The sequence below is a fragment of the uncultured Microbulbifer sp. genome (genome assembly GCF_947489355.1).
In the GTDB taxonomy this organism is placed as follows: Bacteria; Pseudomonadota; Gammaproteobacteria; order Pseudomonadales; family Cellvibrionaceae; genus Microbulbifer.
Genome location: NZ_CANLDD010000001.1, coordinates 88,162 through 109,623, shown reverse-complemented (window position 1 = coordinate 109,623; position 21,462 = coordinate 88,162). Strand labels below are relative to the sequence as shown.

Annotated in this window: 21 protein-coding genes and 2 pseudogenes; 12 read left to right on the top strand and 11 right to left on the bottom strand. The window is 54.9% G+C overall.

What is annotated here, in order from left to right:
• Positions 1–131 precede the first annotated feature (131 nt).
• From ubiE to tatC, 8 genes are all read left to right on the top strand, one after another.
• Positions 132–881 carry a bifunctional demethylmenaquinone methyltransferase/2-methoxy-6-polyprenyl-1,4-benzoquinol methylase UbiE gene (gene ubiE / locus Q1A48_RS00460; protein WP_299939693.1) on the top strand — a complete coding sequence of 250 codons (750 nt, stop codon included), beginning with the start codon at positions 132–134 and terminating at the stop codon, positions 879–881.
• A 49-nt stretch (positions 882–930) separates the two neighbouring features.
• Entirely contained in the window at positions 931–1,560 is a 630-nt protein-coding gene (locus Q1A48_RS00455) for an SCP2 sterol-binding domain-containing protein (RefSeq protein WP_299939690.1), read from the top strand.
• A 2-nt stretch (positions 1,561–1,562) separates the two neighbouring features.
• Positions 1,563–3,173, top strand: coding sequence for a ubiquinone biosynthesis regulatory protein kinase UbiB (gene ubiB, locus Q1A48_RS00450; protein ID WP_299939687.1), 1,611 nt, complete (start codon positions 1,563–1,565; stop codon positions 3,171–3,173).
• 64 nt (positions 3,174–3,237) lie between these two features.
• Positions 3,238–3,639, top strand: coding sequence for a phosphoribosyl-AMP cyclohydrolase (hisI, locus tag Q1A48_RS00445; RefSeq protein ID WP_299939685.1), 402 nt, complete (start codon positions 3,238–3,240; stop codon positions 3,637–3,639).
• A gap of 8 nt (positions 3,640–3,647) precedes the next feature.
• Complete coding sequence (locus Q1A48_RS00440; RefSeq protein ID WP_299939682.1) at positions 3,648–3,986, top strand: phosphoribosyl-ATP diphosphatase; 339 nt, start codon at positions 3,648–3,650, stop codon at positions 3,984–3,986.
• A 127-nt stretch (positions 3,987–4,113) separates the two neighbouring features.
• Positions 4,114–4,395 carry a twin-arginine translocase TatA/TatE family subunit gene (tatA, locus tag Q1A48_RS00435; RefSeq protein WP_299939679.1) on the top strand — a complete coding sequence of 94 codons (282 nt, stop codon included), beginning with the start codon at positions 4,114–4,116 and terminating at the stop codon, positions 4,393–4,395.
• 28 nt (positions 4,396–4,423) lie between these two features.
• On the top strand, positions 4,424–4,996 hold the full coding sequence (gene tatB / locus Q1A48_RS00430; protein ID WP_299939677.1) for a Sec-independent protein translocase protein TatB: 573 nt from the start codon (positions 4,424–4,426) through the stop codon (positions 4,994–4,996).
• Positions 4,993–5,748: a twin-arginine translocase subunit TatC gene (tatC, locus tag Q1A48_RS00425; protein ID WP_299939674.1), complete on the top strand. Its 756-nt coding sequence runs from the start codon at positions 4,993–4,995 to the stop codon at positions 5,746–5,748. Before tatB ends, tatC begins: the two co-directional genes overlap by 4 nt.
• A gap of 203 nt (positions 5,749–5,951) precedes the next feature.
• Here the strand turns inward: tatC and Q1A48_RS00420 are convergent, their stop codons facing one another.
• Complete coding sequence (locus tag Q1A48_RS00420; protein ID WP_299939671.1) at positions 5,952–6,533, bottom strand: glutathione S-transferase family protein; 582 nt, start codon at positions 6,531–6,533, stop codon at positions 5,952–5,954.
• A 540-nt stretch (positions 6,534–7,073) separates the two neighbouring features.
• Here Q1A48_RS00420 and Q1A48_RS00415 point away from each other — a divergent pair.
• A pseudogene (locus Q1A48_RS00415) lies at positions 7,074–7,217 on the top strand (IS256 family transposase); the annotation flags it as partial.
• 387 nt (positions 7,218–7,604) lie between these two features.
• Here Q1A48_RS00415 and Q1A48_RS00410 read toward each other — a convergent pair.
• Both Q1A48_RS00410 and Q1A48_RS00405 read right to left on the bottom strand, forming a co-directional pair.
• Complete coding sequence (locus Q1A48_RS00410; protein ID WP_299939668.1) at positions 7,605–8,108, bottom strand: putative adhesin; 504 nt, start codon at positions 8,106–8,108, stop codon at positions 7,605–7,607.
• Between the two features lie 597 nt (positions 8,109–8,705).
• Entirely contained in the window at positions 8,706–8,951 is a 246-nt protein-coding gene (locus Q1A48_RS00405; protein WP_299939665.1) for a hypothetical protein, read from the bottom strand.
• A gap of 353 nt (positions 8,952–9,304) precedes the next feature.
• On the opposite strand from Q1A48_RS00405, the pseudogene Q1A48_RS21715 reads away from it, so the two are divergent.
• A pseudogene (locus tag Q1A48_RS21715) lies at positions 9,305–9,463 on the top strand (transposase family protein); the annotation flags it as partial.
• A 26-nt stretch (positions 9,464–9,489) separates the two neighbouring features.
• Positions 9,490–10,341, top strand: coding sequence for an ISAs1 family transposase (locus tag Q1A48_RS00400; protein ID WP_299940386.1), 852 nt, complete (start codon positions 9,490–9,492; stop codon positions 10,339–10,341).
• A 789-nt stretch (positions 10,342–11,130) separates the two neighbouring features.
• On the opposite strand, the gene map is transcribed toward Q1A48_RS00400, so the two are convergent.
• Both map and Q1A48_RS00390 read right to left on the bottom strand, forming a co-directional pair.
• The gene (map, locus tag Q1A48_RS00395; protein WP_299939663.1) at positions 11,131–11,946 is read right to left on the bottom strand and encodes a type I methionyl aminopeptidase; all 816 of its coding nucleotides are present in this window, start codon (positions 11,944–11,946) and stop codon (positions 11,131–11,133) included.
• Entirely contained in the window at positions 11,939–12,145 is a 207-nt protein-coding gene (locus Q1A48_RS00390; RefSeq protein ID WP_299939660.1) for a ParD-like family protein, read from the bottom strand. Before Q1A48_RS00390 ends, map begins: the two co-directional genes overlap by 8 nt.
• 151 nt (positions 12,146–12,296) lie before the next feature.
• Here Q1A48_RS00390 and Q1A48_RS00385 point away from each other — a divergent pair, with 151 nt between their 5' ends.
• Positions 12,297–14,000, top strand: coding sequence for an NAD(P)/FAD-dependent oxidoreductase (locus tag Q1A48_RS00385; protein ID WP_299939658.1), 1,704 nt, complete (start codon positions 12,297–12,299; stop codon positions 13,998–14,000).
• Positions 14,001–14,091: 91 nt separating this feature from the next.
• Here the strand turns inward: Q1A48_RS00385 and Q1A48_RS00380 are convergent, their stop codons facing one another.
• The 6 genes from Q1A48_RS00380 to Q1A48_RS00355 form a co-directional block, all read right to left on the bottom strand.
• Complete coding sequence (locus tag Q1A48_RS00380; protein WP_299939655.1) at positions 14,092–14,661, bottom strand: OmpA family protein; 570 nt, start codon at positions 14,659–14,661, stop codon at positions 14,092–14,094.
• Positions 14,662–14,809: 148 nt separating this feature from the next.
• Positions 14,810–15,454, bottom strand: coding sequence for an HAD family phosphatase (locus tag Q1A48_RS00375; RefSeq protein WP_299939652.1), 645 nt, complete (start codon positions 15,452–15,454; stop codon positions 14,810–14,812).
• Between the two features lie 15 nt (positions 15,455–15,469).
• On the bottom strand, positions 15,470–15,835 hold the full coding sequence (locus Q1A48_RS00370; protein WP_299939649.1) for a hypothetical protein: 366 nt from the start codon (positions 15,833–15,835) through the stop codon (positions 15,470–15,472).
• Between the two features lie 180 nt (positions 15,836–16,015).
• The gene (locus Q1A48_RS00365) at positions 16,016–16,762 is read right to left on the bottom strand and encodes a 16S rRNA (uracil(1498)-N(3))-methyltransferase (protein WP_299939646.1); all 747 of its coding nucleotides are present in this window, start codon (positions 16,760–16,762) and stop codon (positions 16,016–16,018) included.
• Between the two features lie 204 nt (positions 16,763–16,966).
• Positions 16,967–20,098, bottom strand: coding sequence for an efflux RND transporter permease subunit (locus Q1A48_RS00360; protein ID WP_299939644.1), 3,132 nt, complete (start codon positions 20,096–20,098; stop codon positions 16,967–16,969).
• Positions 20,098–21,342: an efflux RND transporter periplasmic adaptor subunit gene (locus tag Q1A48_RS00355; RefSeq protein WP_299939642.1), complete on the bottom strand. Its 1,245-nt coding sequence runs from the start codon at positions 21,340–21,342 to the stop codon at positions 20,098–20,100. Before Q1A48_RS00355 ends, Q1A48_RS00360 begins: the two co-directional genes overlap by 1 nt.
• Between the last annotated feature and the right edge of the window lie 120 nt (positions 21,343–21,462).

The following is a 21,462-nucleotide window of genomic DNA, read 5'->3' as shown; positions in this document are numbered from 1 at the left end:
CCTGACGTTGCGCCGAGGTGCAATCCGTTCGGCAGCCCGAATGGCCGGGTTTACAGTTTAGCCGGCGGCAGTGCCCGGCGGGCCCGGCCAATGTACAATAGCGCCTCCAAGGTTGACTCGGCAGGCAGGACATGAAGGATCGCAAGACCACCCACTTCGGCTACCAAGAGGTCCCGGTGGAGGAAAAGGCCGGTCGTGTGGCGGAAGTGTTTCACTCGGTGGCGTCGCGCTACGATGTGATGAACGATTTGATGTCCGGTGGCATCCACCGCCTCTGGAAGCGGTTTACCATCGAGTTGTCCGGCGCGCGGCCGGGACAGCAGATCCTGGATATCGCCGGGGGCACCGGCGATCTCACCGCGCGCTTCTCGCGTATCGTGGGTGCCAGCGGTCAGGTGGTGCTGGCGGATATCAACGCATCAATGCTGGAGGTGGGCCGCGATCGCCTGATCGACCGCGGCATCGCCGGCAATGTGGTGCCGGTGCAGGCGGATGCCCAGCATCTACCCTTTCCCGACAATACTTTCGACTGCATCACCATCGCTTTCGGCCTGCGCAATGTCACCGACAAGGATCTGGCCCTGCGCGACATGTTGCGGGTGCTGAAGGCCGGTGGCCGCCTGCTGGTGCTGGAGTTTTCCAAGCCACAGTCCCGGCTGCTGGAAAAAATCTACGACCAGTACTCCTTTCGCCTGCTGCCACTGATGGGCAAACTGGTGGCCAACGATGCGGACAGCTACCGTTACCTGGCAGAGAGTATTCGCCGGCACCCGAACCAGGAAACCCTCAAGCAGATGATGGTGGAGGCGGGTTTTGTCGAATGTGAATTCCATAATATGACCGGTGGTATCGTGGCACTGCACCGGGGGATCAAGCCCTGAACTGCGCCGAGGGATACCCGTGTTTTTCCAGGCACGAGGCCGAACCGTCATGAGCGACCCAACTTTTCGCGCGGGATTTGATCTCGCGCTGGAAACCGCCATCAACACCGCCCTGCAATACGATCCGGCCACCCGCGCGCGCCTGCAGCCACTAGATGGCAGAACTCTTGCGCTTGATCTGACAGCGCCACAAATACAGTGTTATCTGTGCCTTGCAGGCGACCGGGTGTATGTGCGCCAGCAAGAGGACGGGGGAGTGACCACCCGGATAGGCGGCTCAGCGATTTCTCTTGTGCGCCTGCTGAAAGACCCGGATGCCACCCCTGCGGCACTGGGTGTGTCCATCAGTGGTTCGAGCACCCTGCTGGCGGAATTGCAGGAGATCCTGCGCGATCTGGATATCGACTGGGAGGCCCCGCTGGCACAACTGGTTGGCGATATTCCCGCACACACGATCGGCACTGTGTTGCGCGGTGCCAGTAGCTGGCTGAGTGCCAATCTCAACCGCGCACCGGCTGCGGCGGCGGAAACCATCAGCGAAGAGTGGCAGCTGACGCCGCCGCAGGCGCAGTTTGAGGCCTTTGTGGAAGACCTCGCCGAACTGTCTCTGGCCACAGAACGTCTCGAGGCACGTGTGCATCTGCTGCAGGCGCAATTTGCGCGCAGGGAGGCAGAGTAGTTTTGCCCCTTCTTCGCAGCCTTACTATTGCGCGGGTTTTTCTGCGCTACCGCCTCGACCGGCTGCTGCCGGTGGAGCACCGTCCACTGTGGCTGCGCGTGTTGCTGGCGCCACTCACCCTGTTGCCGAAGCCAAAGGCGGCGCGCGGCGAGAGCCTGCGTTGTGCCCTTGAAGCCCTGGGTCCTATTTTCGTCAAATTTGGCCAGTTGCTCTCTACCCGTCCCGACCTGCTGCCGGCGGATATTGTGGTACAGCTCGGCGACCTGCAGGACAAGGTGCCCCCCTTTCCCAGCGAACAGTGCATCGCGCTGGTCGAGGAAGCCCTGGGGGCGAGTGTCGATGCGGTTTTCGCCAGTTTTGAGCGCGCGCCGCTTGCCGCGGCCTCGGTGGCCCAGGTACATGCCGCCGTGCTCAACTCCGGTGAATCGGTGGTGGTGAAGGTATTGCGGCCCGGCATTCATGAAGTGATTCAGGAGGACCTGCGCCTGCTGGGGGTGATCGCCCGCACTATTGAGCGCTTTGTGCCGGACGGACGCCGCCTGCGCCCGGTGGAGGTGGTAGAGGACTATCGGCATACCATCGAGGGTGAGCTGGATCTGGTGCGCGAGGCCGCCAACGGTACCCAATTGCGGCGCAACTTCAGCGCGTCTCCACTGCTGTATGTGCCCGAGGTGTACTGGGAATACACCCGCACCAACGTACTGGTGCTGGAGCGTATTGAGGGTATCCCCGTTACCGACCTGGCGCAGCTGCGTGCCCAGAATACCAATATGCAACTGCTCGCCGAGCGCGGTGTGGAAATTTTCTTCAAGCAGGTATTTGAATACAATTTCTTCCACGCGGACATGCACCCGGGCAATATCTTTGTGTCCCGCGAGCACCCGCATCGCCCGCAATATATCGCCATCGATACCGCTATTGTGGGCAGCCTGTCGCGGGAGGATCAGTATTATCTGGCGCGCAACCTGCTCGCCATGTTCCGCCGCGATTACCGCATGGTGGCGGAGCTGCATGTGCAGAGCGGGTGGGTTCGGGCCGACACACCGGTGAACACCTTTGAAGCGTCAATCCGTGCCGTGTGCGAGCCCATCTTCGAAAAACCCCTGGGGGAGATCTCCTTTGCGCGGGTGCTCATCAGCCTGTTCCAGACGGCGCGCCGTTTCGATATGGCGGTGCAGCCGCAACTGGTATTGTTACAGAAGACCCTGCTGAATATCGAAGGTCTGGGCCGGCAGCTTTATCCACAGCTGGATCTGTGGAAGACTGCCCATCCATTTTTGGAGCGCTGGATGCGCGACCGTATTCACCCGAAAACGCTCCTGGGTGAAATAAAGCGCTACGGTCCCGAGTGGCTGGAGAAATTCCCGCAGATGCCGCAGCTGGTGTACTCCGCCCTGGAGCAGTCGCGGGAACTGGCGCCCCAGTTGGAAACGATTGGCGAGAAGCTGGCGGGCGGTCAGCGCCGGGGGCGCTGGCGCTACCTGCGCCGCGTGGGCGGTGTGCTTCTCGCCGCCGGTGCCGTGGCCCTGAGCAAGCCGCAGTGGCTGGAGCAGCTGCCGCCCTCGGGCTGGGCCCTGGGCTTCGCTGCCCTGGTGCTGTTACTCTGGCCCTAGCTCTGGCCAGGCCGGCTGAGCGGCAGCGGAGCGGCCTACACTTGGAACTCCGAAGGAGGAGACATTGACTCAGGCAAAAGCGACGAGTGGTTTTCTCGACCAGGTCTGCTGGAACAGCGACGGCTTGGTGCCCGCCATTGCCCAGGACTTTAATACTGGGCTGGTGTTGATGCTGGCGTGGATGAATCGCGAATCCCTGGCGCTCACCGCCAGCGAGGGTTATGCGGTTTACTGGTCGCGTTCGCGCAAAAGCCTGTGGCGCAAGGGCGAGTCCTCCGGTTTCCAGCAGAGGGTGCACGAGATGCGCCTTGACTGTGACGGTGACACGGTACTGCTGCTGGTGGAACAGCAAGGCGGCATTGCCTGTCACACCGGGCGCAGCAGCTGCTTTTACCAGCGTTTTAGCGATGGGGAGTGGCAGTTAAACCTGCCGGTGATCCAGGACCCCGCAGCCATCTACAAGTGAGCCCCGCCATGAGAGACCTGCTCAAACAACTGGACGCTGTATTGGAAGATCGCAAGCGCGCAGGAGGCGCGCAACAGTCCTATGTGGCCAGCCTGCACGAAAAGGGACTGAACAAGATTCTGGAAAAGGTCGGAGAGGAAGCCACAGAGGCCATTCTCGCAGCCAAGGATGCGCAGACCAGCGGTGACAATCGGGATATGATTGCCGAAACAGCGGATCTCTGGTTTCACACCCTGGTGATGCTGTCCCATCTGGGCGCGAATTCGCAGGATGTGCTGTGTGAACTGGGCCGTCGTTTCGATCTTTCCGGCCTGGAGGAAAAAGCAGCGCGATCTAACGAGGGCTGAATACGGATTGGGCGCCTCCTGTGATACTGGGTTATAAAGGGCTTCTGAAAAATTACGGCTTAACCCCTGGCGGTCGAAGCGCGCAGAGCGCGGCTTGACTGTTAAAGCAAATGATATGGAGACAATTATGGGATTCGGTGGAATTAGCATCTGGCAGTTGTTGATTATTCTGGTGATTGTCCTGCTGCTGTTCGGAACCAAGCGCCTGAAAAATCTCGGTGGAGATCTGGGTGGCGCCATTAAGGGTTTCCGCAAGGCGATCAAGGACGATGACAAAAGCAAGGGCGATGATAAAAATAAGGATGCCGATAAGGACAAAGATCCCGAGCGCTTGCAGCAGGATGCGGAGGCAAAGCCCGGCCAGGGCAGTGTGACCAAGGAAAAAGACCAGCAGTCCCAGGACAAGTAAACCGCAACCATTACGGGAGTGGTACTCCGTGTTTGATATCGGCTTTTTTGAACTACTGGTGGTCGCCGTGGTGGCTCTGCTTGTGGTGGGCCCCGAGCGCCTGCCCGACGCCATCCGTACCACTGCGCGCTGGTGGTCCGCGCTGAAGCGCACCCTGCACAGCGCTCGCGAGGAACTGGAAAAAGAAGTGGGTGCCGATGATATCCGCCGTGAACTGCACAATGAGCGTATCCTGCGCGAAATCGAAGAGAGCCGCCGGGAAATGGAGCAGACCTTCACAGAAACCAATCAGGAAATCACCGGCTCCCTAGAGCAGCAGGCCCGCGAAACCGCCTCCGGGACGCCACTCCCTAAAGGAGAACCGACGCAGACGGAAGCTGCCGAAGGCACTGTTCCAGCCGAGCCCAGTCCCACCCATCCGCGAGCGGAAAAAGAGGACTATCTACCCGAGCAGGATGAAACGGCAGAGGAGCTTCAGGATCCGGAATACCCGGAACACTGGCACGATTTCGGCGATCCGGACATGAATCCGGACCACCCAGAGAATATCGCCCAGGACACAGAAAAAGAATCGCAACAGGAAAAAGACAGCCAGCCATGAGCGACCAGTCACAGGACAGTCATCAGCCGTTTATCGACCACCTGATCGAACTGCGTGATCGCCTGCTGCGTATTCTGTTGGTGGTGGTGATTTTATTCGCCGGCATGGTGCCTTTTGCCGCGGAAATTTACGATTATATAGCCAATCCCTTGCAGGGCAGGTTGCTTGGCGATGCGGGGATGATTGCCACGGAGGTGACCTCCACCTTTTTGACCCCGTTTAAAACCACATTTATCCTGTCTTTTTTTATTGCCATCCCGTTTGTACTGTATCAGGCTTGGGCCTTTATCGCCCCCGGGCTGTACAAGAATGAAAAACGGATAGCCATCCCGATCCTGATGACCAGCGTAGTGCTTTTTTACGCGGGCATCGCCTTCGCCTATTTTGTTGTATTCCCCATTTTATTTGATTTCTTTGTGGGTTCTGCCCCTGCGGGTATTAAGGTCATGCCGGATATGCGCAGTTATCTCGATCTGGTACTCAAGTTGTTTTTCGCTTTTGGCTTCGCCTTTGAAATTCCCATTGCGACGGTGCTGCTGATCTGGAGCGGCGTGGTGGATGCCAGGGTTCTGGCGCAAAAACGCCCCTATGTAATTGTGGGATGTTTTCTGTTCGGTATGCTGCTGACACCACCGGACGTGATTTCCCAATCTCTGTTGGCTCTGCCTATGTGGCTGTTGTTTGAGGTAGGCATTCTTTTTGGGCGCTGGGTAAAATCGAGCCCCGGTAAAACCCCGGCGGAAGGGAGATAATGCGAGCTGCGGGGCGATGCACAGGGAGCTATCTCACCATGTGGCAACGATTTCTTATCGCTTATCGGGCATGGCATTGCCCACCCGTAAAAGAACCCGAAACTAACGTCAACCTTCCAACATTCATTCCCACCCGATATATTTACACCAGTTGAGCTGGCCGGACTCGTTTGACAACCTATCCTTATTTTGCAGGTGGCATTTCATCTAGGGGCGCTTTTCTCAACATATGTGAGAGTTCTCAACCGTTCGACGCTATCACGCAACCTGGGGTAGTCGAAAGAGACAAGTCCATACAACGCTAAATGATCCCACATGGAATTTAACTGAAAGCGCAAGTATGAAGGCTGGCCGAGAAACACCTCAGCATGCGACTCCAACCAATCCAGCCCGTTATTAATAGAGCTTCTTGTCTTATCAAAACGCGGATACGCATCAGTATTTATCCCGGTTCGCTCTGCAAGAATCAACTCAACCTCGGCAGACATAATGCTATCCATCACTGCACGTGCATTTAATACCTTTGTATTATTTTTTAAAACATGGAATCGGTCGATACTGTCAAATTGCTGTATCAGGTACTGAACAATATAGTCTGACTCAAAGACTGGACCACCGTTATCAATAAGTGTTGGTACTTTCATCAGTGGATTAGGACCAAAAACACCAACAGCTTGCTCAGCTACGTTACCAATATCGATTAGTTCGATACATAAATTTAACGCGTCGATTATTATCCTTACCTTTCGAGAAAAATGCGAACTTGGGGTGTAGTAAAGTTTCATCATTTATTTCAAAATTGAGTGGGCTAACCCTCACCGCAGCGGTGAGAAGGCTTTAGTTTGTGAGTTCAGAATACGCTTTTTGCATGCGCGATGACAGTGCATGCAATGTGTTTGATTTTAATCCAACTGCTGTGATCACCTAATTTTTTTGGGGTGTAAAAATGTTGGCCTTTTTTGTTTTTCTTTTTTCGTTTCAGGTTTTGAGATTGCGATCAAGTATCCAATGTAAATTATAAACAAAGATCCAGCAATAGATATATATTTCAAGAGGAATGGATATAGATTAATTATTTTATAAAAGCCAAGGCCAATAAACACCAGTTATAGTATAAATTCAATAGTAGTTTCTGAAAAAATAAAATGTTTTTCTAACCCCATAGTTTGCACCAGAAGCTACAATCACAAAATTTACAGGGCCTGGCGATATAGACATCGCAAGTGAAAATAAAAACATTGAAAATAAAAGTGACATCAGTTCCACCTTTTTAGATTTATTGGTATGAGCATCTAAGGCTTGGCACAACGGAGAATCACACAGTTGAGAACAGCTTACTCAAGCTGCTTTACGCCGGTATACTGAAAGCCTCCGAGCGCTGGACGCACCCGATCCAGAACTGGAACTTGACGCTGTCACAGCTGACGATCCACTTCCCGGATCGCCTGGAGAAATATATCAGCCTATGAGGCTACTTGGCTGACACAGAGTTTTGAACACCCTCTCAACTTCATTTACAGGGTTAGCTATACGGTCCATAGTCCATTCATTACATGAAGTACACAATTCAATACTGTGCTTTGCTTTTTCAATGAAATGAGATTCAGACCAGAGATGACTCATGCCGTATTTTTTAGCCAAGCCTTTCTGGGCCTCTATATATTCATCCAGCTTATCTTCGTAGGTAACCGACTCAAAATTATCATTGGATGCCTCCCCGGTAAAACTGCTTTTTGAATGTATTTCATTATTTACGTATAACGCCTCAGATCACCGATAGCAAAAAACAGAGTGAGGAAGGAGCGGCACTTTTTTCTGTCCGAGCGCCTGTGCTTGTTAAGCATAGATGAGTAGAATTACCAATGTTCGCGACAGGATATCCAGTCGACATCTGTGATGCCGGGACAATTTGCTATATTACTCAAGCTAACAACTGATCTAGCGTAAGGTGCACCACCTTGAACAGCAGGTAAAACGACACGTTGAGTCTGTACAGTATTGGCAGCAGGGTTCGCCCAATTTTGTCCGCCACCCGCTGCAAGAATTGTATCGAAATATGGTATACCTCTTCTCCCGGCTACTTCTAGCTGGATACCATTTGCAACGCCCAGTGCAGCATACGGAACACCATAATAATCTTGGCACATTAGATTGGGGCCAATGGTAGTTATACCTGCCGGATTTCCAGGCAACCGTTGAAGTCTATGATTTAATATATTCCATCCATTATTATTCGGAAGTATTCCTCCATCCACTATATAAAAATGTATTGAGACGCCAGCTGGAACTAGAAACTGAGGAGGGTTAATGGGAGGCCCAACAACCCGCCCGCCATGACAGTTCACTAATATTCTTGGCATTACAATTCCTTTTGGTTTAAATTATTCGAAAAGTTGCTACATCTGGTAGCCTAACATTTATATAGTGTTCACCATGCCCACTATTATCCTGATTACTATTTCAAAAGCAATTCTGCGTAACCACTACAGAATTTCTATTGAAATTAAGCAATGGGACAAATTTGATACGGTCGTACAAAATAGAAAAACGGTCATCGCGATTACTATCCCGGAATAGACTATCATTTGTAAGGCTCTATATTAACTCGTTTTTTTCAGCTCAATTCTCTTTCCCGCTAAAATAACAGTCACGGCGACCAAAATTCCGGCTCGCATCTGGTCCTATTGCCTGTGAAACTGCACCACTATCCAGATACGCGTATCGCCAGGGCCTTCTCTCTCTCGTCCGTTGACACACCTTTCCGGTGCAGCCACGGCAGTGCCGCCTGCAGCAATCGGGCCTTGCGAATCTACAACGGCACCAGGGCGAAGCAGAAGAGCACTGTCTTGCCGTCCTGACTGCGCTTAACTTTCCAGGGAGCGTATGAGAAGGTAGGCGTTTGCGGTGTTGCTCGGGGCTGCACAGGCTTTCGAGAGCGCCCGCTCTGCCGCTCAGCGCTACGTCTTTTTATTGGGGCGGTGCTTGAATGGCCTGAGGATGGCTGGGGTCTGATCGGTTGGGGTCTCCTCAAGCGCCCAGGCTTCTTCCAATAGCCGCAGTAAACGCACGGCTCGCATCACCCGGTTACCCTTGCCGGGAGCAATATGCAGATCCACCGCGTTCTCTGTGATAGCGACCAGCGTAATAACAAAATACCCACCCAGGCGCAGTGGCTGAAACAATCGACAAGGTAATATAGGCATCTTTATAGGCTTCTTGATTCACCTGTGACAGAGACGCTCGGAAACAGCGCATCGCGCCGTTTGTTTCGCCACAGGCGCAGTCCTTGTGGGAAAAAGAAAGGGAAGTTTAGAGTAGGGGTGCGCAGTCAGAGGCCATGGCAAACGCACCCACAGGCCGCCTGCTTTCTAACGTTGAAATATTCTCAGGACAACTAATCCAATAAGATACTCGTTGACCCTTTAGAAACGAGTGTCTTATGTCCCTTGAAGAAACCTTTTTTGTCCACTTTGAAAACCTGGAAGACCCAAGGCAGCAGAATCATCACCTCAAACACAGCCTAATCGACATTGTTGCTCTATCTATTTAAGGGACCATATGCGGCGCCAACACTATGGTTGAAGTTTGTGAGTTTACCGAAGCCAATCTGGAATGGTTACAAAGCTTTTTGGATCTAAAAAATGGAATACCGACCCATGACACCTTCGAAAGAGTATTCGCAAAAATAAATCCTACTTTCTTTGAGGAATGCTTTAGAAACTGGATTAATTCTTTGGACTTATCTCAAGATGGACCTTTAAAAAGGTCATTGCGATTGATGGTAAAGCGAGCCGTGGTTCAGGTTGTCAAACAAAGAAAATCAAGCCGATTCATACCGTTGCTGCGTGGGCCTCTTCGCATAAGATCATGCTAGGGCAAGTCAAAACAGAAGAAAAATCCAATGAAATTACAGCTGTTCCTAAATTATTAGAAAAAATTGATATTGAGGGCAGTATCGTCACATTGGATGCCATGGGCTGTCAGACCAAAATCCAACAACAAATTATCAATCAGCATACTGACTATGTAGTCAATTCCAAAGGAAACCAAGGTAGCTTGGGAAAAGAAATCAAGGCGCTCTTTGTTCACGGGGGCAGTTTCCAGTATAAAAAGATCTACAACCGGCATAAGATAGAAAAAGTACGCGGTCGCAGTCGAATGGAGACACGAAAATATAGTTTGATTAGGCTTAGGGACTGCCCTGAATTTGAGCATCGGTGGCCAGGCTTGAGAAGCATTGGGCGGCTCATTGTCAAACGCACGGGGAATCATAAAACAACGGAGTCGGTCAGATATTTTATCACAAGTTTAGCCTATGACGATATCGATAATTTCATGCACTCGGCTCGCAAGCATTGGGATATTGAAATTAATTTACACTGGCCCCTGAATGTGGCTTTTAGGGAGGATGCGAGCAGAATGAGAGTGGGTTTTTCGGCAGAGAATATCGGGCTCATTCGATGTATTGCGTTAAATTTATTGAAACAGGAGACCACCCATAAACGAGGTATTGAGAGTCGAAGAAAACGCGCAGGGTGGGATCGTGATTATTTATGGAAAGTACTGACTGCCGATCAAACGATCATAAAATAGACTAATTGAATGCGTTTGCCATGGCCGCCGGGGGCGAAAGTGACTCGAAAAGCTCGCCTTCAGGGAGACGTTAATTGAAGGCGAACGAGTGTATGGCGTATCATTCAAGACAGCCTCGCTAGATATCACGTTATCTATTGGGGTTAGCCATCTCTCGGTGTTCTTGCACTGGGAGGTGGCGCTTACGTCTTACTCACCGGGTCATGATGTGATCCTTCTTTATGGACGGGTTGATCAATTTATTGGTTGTGGTTATGAGCTTCCCGCGAGCGTTCGTATTGTAGGGCGCTCGCGGGTGAAATGATGATTGTTGCGCTATTTTTATTTTTTCTTCATAAGCACCGGTTTACGGATTGGGCAACGGGACAATTGACCTACCCTAATCGCTTTTTGCAATAAATACAATCAAGGTGAGGCTTAAGGCGGAGCTTTACACGACACCAGGTTCCGTTCCCCCGCCAGCGACGCAACTATTTGCGTGCATCAAGCTATCCGTAATTCGCGCTCTGGACATCCAGGGCCTGTTTCGGTAAAGGATATAGAAGGGAAATTTTACCCCCCAAACGGAGCATTTTAATAAACCTGGGTATGCGCAACCGGACGCACCGTATTGTATCGTAGTGTGGTGGGTGGGTGATGACGGGGTGTCGTTTTGAAATAGCACCTCTGTGTGTATGGTTAGGCTAAACCCGGTATACATAGGGCTGGGAAGAGTCCCTTTACCAATAATCCGGATTTGGATTCTGATGCATGCTCGGGGAAGCCGTGTACCTATTTTAAGGCAACTAATCAAACAGCCCGAGCAGGTGTTCTTTGGCTGCCGGTGTTATCGTTCGATTTTTCTTCCTCCCTCAAGGTCAGTACCTCATAGCCACGGTCAGTGACCAACAGGGTATGCTCCCACTGTGCCGATAATTTTCCGTCCCGGGTAACCACTGTCCAGCCGTCTTTTTTGACTTTGGTTTTGCGATTACCCTGGTTGATCATGGGTTCAATGGTAAATGTCATCCCCTCGCGTAGGACAAGCCCGGTGCCGGCACGGCCATAATGCAGTATCTGGGGCGCCTCGTGCATTTCCCGGCCAATGCCGTGGCCACAGTATTCGCGTACAACACTGAATCCCCCACGCTCTGCATGATTCTGTATCGCGTGGCCGATATCGCCCAGTGTTGCGCCGGGTTTGACGACGTGGATACCCGCCCACAGGGCGTGATAGCAACAATGCACCAGTTTTTTTGCACGCGAGGTGACACGGCCAACCATGTACATCTTGCTGGCGTCGGCGATATAACCGGACTTTTCTAGTGTGATATCCACATTGACGATATCGCCATTGCGCAAGCGCAGGGATCGCTGTGGCAGGCCGTGACAGACTGCGTCATTGACAGAGGTATTGAGGGCGTAGGGATAGTTGTACTGCCCCTTACTGGCCGGTCGCGCCCGCAATTGCCCGACAATAAACGCCTCTGCCCGGTCGTTGATTTCCATGGTGGAGATACCGGGTGAGATAACACTATCGAGCATGGCAAAGACACGGCTTAAAAGCCTGCCGGCATCGCGCATCAATGTTTGCTCCAGGGCAGTTTTGACCCTGATGTTATTCATGGGCCAGCGCTTCCAGGGTGAATGGCTGTGTGCGCAGCAGCTTTTTGCACAACTGGTTGTAATTCAGCTCCGGATTCAGCTCGGCCAGCAGGCCGATCTTGATCCAGTACTCGGCCTGGGCGTTGATTGAGCGGGTCCAAATTGTGCTCGCCTTGCGAATTTCGTTGTGCAGGCTATCGGAGATTTTAACAATACCCATTTTATATATTCCATATATGTTTCATTAATGAATTATATAAATCTAATTCAATGAGGGCAAGACGAAACAAACCGTAGAATATGCAACTTATTGCATAAGAGCCATAGGCGCGCTATGGTGAGAAAATAACAACAATAGTGAAGGTGCCACCATGACAGACACTGGAAATAAGAAACGCAGTGCCCCCAAGCCGAGCCGCCTGCGCATCGGCCGACGCTACCGCGCCAGCCGCCTGGACGGGCCCTATGATGCCTTGGTGATTGGCTCCGGTATTGGCGGCCTGACTACAGCAGCCATGCTCAGTGCCGCGGGTAAGAAGGTTGTGGTGCTGGAACAGCACTATACAGCGGGGGGTTACACCCATGCCTATGATCGCAACGGCTATGAATGGGACGTGGGCGTGCACTATATCGGTGATGTGGGTGAACATCCCACCATGACCCGCAGGATTTTCGATTTTATCTCCAATCACCAGCTGCACTGGGCGCCCATGGACGACACCTATGACCGAATCTGTATCGGCGAGGCGCAATTTGATTTGCGTGCCGGACGTCGGGCCTTTGTCGATGCCCTGGCAAAAGACTTCCCCGATGAGCGCGAAACGATAGAGCGGTATCTGCTGTACCTCGATACGGTGGCCAAGTCCATGCGCCGGTTGGCGATTGAAAAGCTGCTGCCTTCCTGGTGCGGACCGGCCGTGCGCCTGTGGAGAAAGCTGCGCGATCCGGCCTGGCTAAACAAGACCACCCGCGAAGTGCTCAACTCGCTGACCAGGAATGAAAAACTGATTGCGATTCTCACTGGTCAGTGGGGCGACAATGGCATGCCCCCGGCACAGAGCAGTTTTATTATTCATGCGTTGATTGCCAAGCACTACCTGTATGGTGGCTATTACCCGGTGGGTGGGGCCAGCAAGATTGCAGAAACGATTATTCCCCGCATTCAGGCCGGCGGCGGTGAAGTATTCACCTATGCCACGGTGGAAACCATTCTCCTGGAAGGTGATCGTGTGCGCGGTGTGCGTATGGCAGATGGCACTGAGATAGAGGCTCCGCTGGTAATTTCCGGCGCCGGTGTTTTCAATACCTTTGCCAGGTTGCTGCCCCAGAGTGCCAGCGAGCGTATGGGGTATCTGCATCGCCTGAAAAGCGTTAAGCCCTCCATGGCACATATCTGTTTGTACATAGGTCTGGAAAAAACAGCGGAAGAGTTGCAGCTGCCAAAAACCAACTACTGGATCTACACCAGCGAGCATTATGAACGGGATATGTACGATTTCCTTGAGGACAGCAGCAGGGAAATACCGCTGACCTATATTTCCTTCCCCTCGGCCAAAGATCCCACGTTCGCCCAGCGTTATCCGGGCCGGGCCACGATAGAAATTGTGGCGCCGGCCAATTACGAGTGGTTTGCCCAGTGGCGCGACAAGCCCTGGGGCAAACGCGGCGATGATTACGAGGCACTCAAGGAAATATTCAGCCAGCGCCTGCTGGAAAGTTTGTTCCAGAAGTTTCCCCACTTGCGGGGACAGATTGATTACTATGAATTGTCAACCCCGCTTTCCTCAGAGTACTTCTGCTTTTACCCGCGCGGTGAAATCTATGGGCTCGACCACGATCCCAGTCGATTTGAGCAGCGCTGGTTGAGGCCCAAGACCCGGCTCAAGGGCCTGTATTTAACCGGCCAGGATGTGATGAGCTGTGGCGTTGCGGGTGCAATGATCTCGGGAACCCTGACTGCGCAGAGTATTCTTGGCTGGCGCAAGGGTGCAAAGCTGATGCGCCGGGTACTGGGCAATACACCGAGTGTGACAGACGCCAAGCGCGTTGAGGGATCCATAAAGGCCACCGGCTGAGCGCGGCATTGTTTATGATTTCAATGGCAGCGATGCTGGGTGAAATTTTTCCTGTGCAAAAGCGCAAATATCGATGTTCCGCCGCACCCGGTCAGCGCCGCGGCAGTTGGCTGGGAATCCGGTCGAAGTTCAGTACCCGAATTGCCAGGCGCCGGTTTTCCTTCTGGCCGGTTTTACTGTTGTTATCCGCAATGGGGTCGGTATCGCCATAGCCCTGGGCCTGTAGCCGCTCTTCGGATATGCCGCGCTCTATCAGAAAATGTTGAACCCAGTCGGCGCGCCGCTGGGACAAATTCAGGTTTTTCTTCGGATCACCGGCATTGTCGGTATGGCCCTCGATGGCGATTTGCAGATCGGGAAAGTCGCGCATGATAACCAGCAGCGCTTCAAGGTCGGCAATGGTCTCCATGCGCGGCGCAAAGCCTCCGGGCTCGAATGCCAGGCGCAGGATAAAGGTATCGCCCCTTTCGCGTGCGTTCCCGCGCAGAAAGCGCACCAGTGCATCGGCAAAAGGGGCTGCCTGCCGTGCCGCCTTTTCGCTTTCCCCCGACTGCACCTCGGCCGCAGGTTGCAGCGCATACTTTTTGTTGGGGTCGTGGCAGCCAAACAAGAGCACCGTCGACAGGGCGAGATAGCAGACGGATGGGAATTTGCCCACCATAACAGGATTACCGGTTTCTCGACGTCAATTCCAGTGTAGAACAAGGGCCAGGGCCTTTATCCCGTGTACAGGTGTGCCGTTGGGGGAGGGGAGTACGGTAGAGCAACGGGCGGGCGCCGAGGGTATCGCCTGTCTGTTTGACGGGGGATTAAAGAAAATCCAGCACCGCCATCATATTGTTGATCACTTGCGCGCCAGCCTGTTCCAATAGGGGCGCGCGTGCCGGTTGGGCGAAGCCAACCACCCGCATCCCCGCCGCGGTGGCCGCCCGTACACCGGCAATGGAGTCCTCCACTACAAGGCAGTGTTCGGGTGCAGTTCCCATGGTGTCTGCTGCGTAGAGGAACAGCTCGGGCCAGGGTTTGCCGCGGGACACATCCTCGGCACTGAAAATCCTGCCGTCGAAGTACTCGTAGAGCCCGGTCTTGCGCAGGGTCAGCTGCATTTTCTGGTGGGAACCGGAAGAGGCCACGCAGCTCGGTAATCCCATCTGCACAAGCTGTTCGAGCAGGCCCTCTATTCCGGCCACAGGCTGCAATTCTGCGTGAAAGGCCTCGCGAATACGTCGTTCGGTATTACCGAAATAGTGATCCGGCAAGGGTCCGCCATAGCGCTTTTCGATTTCCAGCAGGCAGTCCCCGGCGGGGCGGCCGCTGAACTGTTCATCGAGCTCTTCTGCGCTGGCCGGCATACCCAGCTTGTTCATCTCTTCAGCCAGTATGCGACAGACGATACGCTCGCTGTCTACCAGCACACCGTCGCAATCGAAAATGATCAAATTTGTGGAGGGCATAATATCCAATAGGCATTAGCGTGCAGAGAGCAGCATCAGGCCGAGTACCACGCCGATAATACCGCTGATGCGCAGGAAATTTTCATTGCCGCGGGAGAGTTTAATCGCCAGCGCCTTGCCGCGTTCGAAACCGATTTGCAGCATATAGGCGCCACTTAGCAACACCAGTACGCCGAGTGCATTGAACAGGATATACCAGTGTCGCGTATCGGCAATAAGCAGCAAGACCAAGCCCACTAAAATCCGCGCCCAGGCGGAAAAGGCGTATCCGGTTTTATTCAGTCGCTCACTAAGATTGCGCGCCAAATGTGGTCGCGCAATAATCGCAACAGACAGTGTGATGATGGCGATGCCCATAAGCCACACAATCGCTTTAATCATGATTTTCCTTCCTTGTTGTACACCGGTATCAATTTTCGCGGATATTTACCCCATACTGTCGGCTGTATGGGGCGCAGGCCGTTAAAATACAAGACACGCTGCGCAATGTACCAGTATCCCAAGGGCGATGATCCGGTCGCCAGGGGAGGCCGACCCGATCACCGGGTAAAAAACCGCTGCCTACAGATCGCCCCACTGGAACTGCAAGACGGAGAGTGCAGCAATGGGGGCGGTCTCTGTGCGCATAACCCGCGGTCCAAGGCGCAGCGGGATAAAGTCACGGGCCAGCGCAGTGTCGATTTCCACCTGTGACAGGCCGCCCTCGGGACCCACCAGCAACAGGGCGGAATCGGGCTTTCCGTGTTCGGTCTGCCACTGGTGCAGATCCAACCGGGTGCGGTGATGCAACACCAGTTTGGCTGCCGGGGCGGTCTTTTGCGTGAGGTTCTGCAGATAGTGCGCCAGTTTCACCGGTTCGGCAATCTCGGGCAGCAAATTCCGCCCGCACTGCTCGCAGGCGCTGATGGCAATCCGGCGCCAGTGGGTGCGTTTTTTCTGCAGGCGCTCGCCGCTTAGCTTCACCTCGCAGCGTTCGGTCAGCAGTGGCTGGAGTACAGTGACCCCCAGTTCGGTGGCCTTCTGTACCACCCAGTCGAAACGCTCCCCGCGGGAAATGCCAATGGCCAGCGACAGCGCCAGAGGGGACTGGCGGTTTTCCGCCAGAAACGTCTCAATGCGCACCCGCGCACGTTTGCCTGTTGTCGTCAGCCTGGCACTGTACTCTCCGCCGTGACCGTCAAACAGCGTGAGTGGATGGCCGCTGCCCAGGCGCAAGACTTTCACCAGGTGCCGCGAGGCGGCTTCGTCCAGTTCAATATCCCGGAGTTCAGAGAGTGGTTGCCCGGAGAAGATACGCGGGATGCGCATAGAGGGGGAATCCTGTGAAAACGCCACAAAAAGCCGACAGGGCGCCGGCTTGGGTGGATATTTTAGGCAAGACTGCTCAAACGGCGCAATGACCGCTTAAGCCCTCGCGCATGATACAAGCAGCCCTGCGCAAGCGTGCATATTTTCCGGTTGGCAGTCAAATGGGACACGGGGGACCCATTTGGCTGTCAGGTTGGATTCGGATCAAACCGTCTCCAGGGAGACCGGTGCATCGGGCCCTTCTACACGTCTGCGCTTGGGCCGGATCACCTCGATCACCTTGTACAGGTTCGGTACCAGAATCAGGGTGACGGCGGTGGCGAACAGCACGCCAAAGGCGAGGCTGATCACCATCGGGATCAGGAACTGCGCCTGGATGGAGCGCTCGAACATAATCGGTACCAGCCCGATAAACGTGGTAATGGAAGTCAGGATAATCGGGCGGAAGCGGTCGCGCCCCGATTGGATCACCGCGTCCATCACCGCCCACCCCTGGGCGCGCAGTTGGTTGATACGATCCATCAGTACCAAGTTGTCGTTCACCACAACGCCCGCAGCGGCGAGAAAGCCGAGCATGGACATAATACTGATATCGTGCCCCATCAGCAGGTGCCCCACCACCGCGCCGAAGAAGCCGAAAGGCACCGCGGTGAGGATCAGCAGCGGCTGCGAGTAGGAGCGGAAGGCAATCGCCAGCAGTGCGTAAATGGCGAACAAGGACAGCACAAAGAAAGCCAGGATAGCCCCGTTGAACTCCTCTTCTTCCTGCATCTCTCCAGCGGTTCTCAGGGAGAAACCGGGGAACCGGCGCTCCAGTTCTGGCACCAGACTTTCGCGCATATCCTTGAGGATTTCCTGCGTAGAAGAGGTGTTTGGCGTGATTTGTGCGGAGACGCGCACGGTGCGCTCGCGGTTATTGCGGCGGATAGTGGTATAACCGGGGACATAGACCGCTTCGGCCACCGCCGAAAAGGGCACCTCGCCCGCATTGGTGCGAATGCGGATGCGATCCATCTGCTCTTCGCTGGCGCGTTCGTCTTGGGGATAGCGCACCATCACCCGCACATCTTCGCGGCCCCTGGGAATACGTTGCACCTCCTCGCCGTAGAAGCCCTGGCGCACCTGCCTGGCGACATCGGCGAGGTTGACTCCCAGGGTGGTGGCATAGGGCTTCAACTGGATTTCGATATCGCGGCGGGCGCTGGTGAGGTTGTCGCGCACATCGTAAATACCGGTGTAAGTATTCAGCTTCTCTTGTACTGCGTCCGCGGCGGCGCGCAGTTCATCCATATCCCCCGAGGCGGTGCTCAGGTTCAGGCTCATGCCATTGCCGCCATCATTGATGGTGGAGTCGATATTCAGGTCCTCGACACTGGCGGGAAGCTCGCCGATCAGTGTGCGCCAGCGCAGCGCCAGGGTCTTGGAAGTGACATCGCGCAGTTCGCCATCCACCAGTTGCAGTATGACGTAGATGTTACCGCGCCAATTGAACACCAGTGAATTTTCCAGGAAGGGCTGGCCCTGGTTCAGTGCCAGCATCTCCTCGTCCACCGCGAGCTTGTCCGCCGCCGCGAGTATCTGTTCCATCACCCGTTCGGATTCGCGAAAGGGCTCACCGGAGGCCATGGTGGCCTGCAGCTCCAAGAGGTCAGAAGGTACCTGGGGGGCGAAGGAAGAGCCCACATAGCCACTCAAAAATACCGTAATCGAGAGTCCCAGGGCCAGCAGGAAGCCCATAACAGTGGTGCGGCTGTTACCGAGGGATTTTTTCAGCAGCGGCAGGTAGTAACGGTCCCCGGCGGTTTTCATCGCCCCGGCAAAGTGCCCGCGCAACGTCTGCAGCTTGATACCCAGTGTGGACCTGGCGGGCTTTTCCGGTTTCATGCCCACCAGATGCGCCGGCAGGATCAGCAGCGATTCAACCAGGGAGAAAGCCAGACACAGCAGCACCACCACGGGTAAAGACAGCATCATCTGCGCGGTGTAACCGGGTAGAAACAGCATGGGGATAAAGAACACCATGGTGGAAGTCACGGCAAAGATCACCGGTGCAGAGACCTGTTTTACCCCCGCCTCCGCAGCCGCCAGGCCGGTAACCCCACGATCATGGGCGGCATGCACCGCTTCCCCCACAATAATCGCATCGTCCACCACAATCCCCAGAATCAGCAGGAAAGCGAACAGCGAGAGCATATTCAGGCTGACGCCGGTGACCGGCAGCAATGCGAGGGCGCCGAGGAAGGCCACCACAATCCCCACGGTGACCCACAGGGCAAGCGCCGGGCGCAGGAACAGCATCAGCAGAATGAAAACCAGGGCGAAGCCACTCAGCGCATTCTTGGTGAGCAGGTTCATCCGGCCCTCAAAAGACTTGGAGAAGTCGAACCAGATATCGAACTCCATGCCCGGCGGCAGCTGCGCGCGGTTTTCCGCCATAAATGCCTTGATACGGTCCGCGGTACCCACCACGTCCAGGGGCTCGCCCTGGCTCACGCGCAGGTTCATGGCCGGATTGCCATTAAAGCGGATGACGTTGTTGTACTCTTCGAAGCCGTCGCGCACGGTGGCCACATCCCGCAGCAGCAGTACAGAGCCGTCGGCGCGGCTGACAACCGGGATACGCTCGAAGTCCTCGGCGGTATAGGCCTGGCCGCGGGTCTGCACCTGGATATCCCCACGATCCGAACGCACCATGCCTGCGGGCAGGTCCAGGGAGGAGCGCCGCACAGCGCTGGCGACATCGTTAAAACTCAGGTTATAGCGGCGCAAGTCCAGTTCGGAGACCTCGATCGACAGCTCATCCGAGCGATCGCCCCAGATATCCACCCGGCGCACGCCGGGAATCAACATCAGCTTGTCGCGCAAATCCAGCGCAGTCTCCTTGAGCTGGTGCTCGGAGACAGGCCCACCCACGGCGATCATCATCAACTGGGTATCCCACTCCTGCAGGTGGATAACCGGGCGTTCGATCCCCTCGGGAAAGGTGTTGATACTGTCCACCTGGGCCTTGATATCGTTCAACAGGCGCAGTTGGTCGTAGCCATCCACTGCCTGGATGTCCACCGAGGAGTGGCTGCGGCGGGAGGCGGAATTGACCTCTTTGATCCCCTTGACCTCGGAGATGGCCTCTTCCACACGCACCGTCACCTGCTGCTCGACTTCTGCCGGGCCGGCGCCGGGGTAGGAAATCTCTACCGCGACGATGCCCGGTTGAATCGCCGGGAATACCTCCCGGTCTATACCGCTGATGCCGAAAAAGCCACCGATAATAATCATGATCATCAGCAGGTTGGCGGCCTTGCTGTTGCGTGCAAACCAGGAAATGATACCGTTCATCAGCGACCCCCGGGGTAGGTATTGTCTGTGGCGGTCCCGGTCACCGCTGTGGCCGGGGACTCAGCCTTAGCATCAACGCTGTTGGTCAGGTGCGTGGGTTTTGCGTTTAACGGATTGGGCGTGAGGACCATCCCTTCGCGGGAATAGCCCAGGCTGGAGACAATCACGCGATCGCCAATGGCGATATCGCCGCGCAGCCACACCTTGTCCGCAACGCTCTGCAGCAGCTCTACCTCTTTGAAGATCAGTTGGTTCTCTTTATTCAAAACCAGCAGGTGGTTTCCCTCATGCAGGGCCTGGCGCGGCAGTATCACCACGTCCTCGAAGGTTCTGCCGGCAATATCCGCCTCCACAAAGAGGCCGTTCATCAGCGGTGCCGCGCCCTGGTAGGGATTTTGTACCTGTGCCACCGCGTAAATAAAGCGGCTGTTGGGATCGATGCTGGCCTCGGTGCGCACCAACTGTGCGCGCCACTCGTGCTCGCGCCCCGCCACGACAGCCCTTAGTCGTACGGCAGGGCTGTTTTTGAGAGATTGCCCCAGGGGCAGATTCAGCAGTGCCAGCTGCTGATCCGTCAGGGGCAGGCGTACTTCGGCGATACCGGTGCTGTGAATTTTTGCCAGCCTGGTGCCCGGAGCGATATATTGACCCAGGTCGACATAGGTTTCTACCACGCGACCGGCGAAGGGGGCTGTGATGGTGGTACGCGCCAGGTCCAGCTTGGCCTGATCGCGATCCGCCCGCGCTGCCGCCACGGCGGCTTCCGCTGCGGCCAGGTGGGGTTTGCGCAGGAACAGGGCATTGGCGGTCTCGCTGCCCAGGTCACGCCACTCGCGCTTGGCCTGCTTTGCGCGACCTTGCTCCTGGGCGAATGCGGAGTTGGCATTGGCCAGTTGGGATTCGGCGCGGGTGACATTGTGCACATAGTCCGCCTGCTCAAGCTGCAGCAGGGCCTCCCCTGTCGAGAAAAAGCCACCGGGTACGAAGGCTGCATTCACACTTTCAATCACACCGCCGACACGCGCCACCACCTCAATCTCATGGCGGGCATGTACGCTACCCTGGCTGGGCACCAGCAGGGCCTGGGGGCCAGGTGCTATATAGAGGATATCCGCCACCGGTGGCACCACCGCCTCTGCGGGCTTTTCCTGCGGTTTTGGCTTCAGGAGCACCGTTGCAGCAATGGCAATCGCCCCAACGGCTACAACAATCATTAACAGCTTGTTCTTGTTTGATACTTTCACCGGCTCCCTCTACCCCATTTCATGATGGAAGTTGGTTAAATTTTGATTAGCGAGCATTTTACTGGAGTTTGATGCAAATACGAGGGGGTTTCGCTGCAGGTCGCCGCACAAACGGGTGCC

Excerpts from the sequence above, each read along its gene's own strand:
- Q1A48_RS00410 (WP_299939668.1), bottom strand. The coding sequence starts at position 8,108 with ATGCCAAGAATATTAGTGAACTGTCATGGCGGGCGGGTTGTTGGGCCT.
- tatC (WP_299939674.1), top strand. The coding sequence starts at position 4,993 with ATGAGCGACCAGTCACAGGACAGTCATCAGCCGTTTATCGACCACCTG.
- Q1A48_RS00360 (WP_299939644.1), bottom strand. The coding sequence starts at position 20,098 with ATGAACGGTATCATTTCCTGGTTTGCACGCAACAGCAAGGCCGCCAAC.
- Q1A48_RS00390 (WP_299939660.1), bottom strand. The coding sequence starts at position 12,145 with ATGGGTATTGTTAAAATCTCCGATAGCCTGCACAACGAAATTCGCAAG.
- Q1A48_RS00370 (WP_299939649.1), bottom strand. The coding sequence starts at position 15,835 with ATGATTAAAGCGATTGTGTGGCTTATGGGCATCGCCATCATCACACTG.
- tatA (WP_299939679.1), top strand. The coding sequence starts at position 4,114 with ATGGGATTCGGTGGAATTAGCATCTGGCAGTTGTTGATTATTCTGGTG.
- Q1A48_RS00365 (WP_299939646.1), bottom strand. The coding sequence starts at position 16,762 with ATGCGCATCCCGCGTATCTTCTCCGGGCAACCACTCTCTGAACTCCGG.
- Q1A48_RS00405 (WP_299939665.1), bottom strand. The coding sequence starts at position 8,951 with ATGCCTATATTACCTTGTCGATTGTTTCAGCCACTGCGCCTGGGTGGG.
- Q1A48_RS00380 (WP_299939655.1), bottom strand. The coding sequence starts at position 14,661 with ATGGTGGGCAAATTCCCATCCGTCTGCTATCTCGCCCTGTCGACGGTG.
- map (WP_299939663.1), bottom strand. The coding sequence starts at position 11,946 with ATGAATAACATCAGGGTCAAAACTGCCCTGGAGCAAACATTGATGCGC.
- Q1A48_RS00455 (WP_299939690.1), top strand. The coding sequence starts at position 931 with ATGAGCGACCCAACTTTTCGCGCGGGATTTGATCTCGCGCTGGAAACC.
- Q1A48_RS00385 (WP_299939658.1), top strand. The coding sequence starts at position 12,297 with ATGACAGACACTGGAAATAAGAAACGCAGTGCCCCCAAGCCGAGCCGC.
- Q1A48_RS00375 (WP_299939652.1), bottom strand. The coding sequence starts at position 15,454 with ATGCCCTCCACAAATTTGATCATTTTCGATTGCGACGGTGTGCTGGTA.
- Q1A48_RS00440 (WP_299939682.1), top strand. The coding sequence starts at position 3,648 with ATGAGAGACCTGCTCAAACAACTGGACGCTGTATTGGAAGATCGCAAG.
- Q1A48_RS00420 (WP_299939671.1), bottom strand. The coding sequence starts at position 6,533 with ATGAAACTTTACTACACCCCAAGTTCGCATTTTTCTCGAAAGGTAAGG.
- ubiE (WP_299939693.1), top strand. The coding sequence starts at position 132 with ATGAAGGATCGCAAGACCACCCACTTCGGCTACCAAGAGGTCCCGGTG.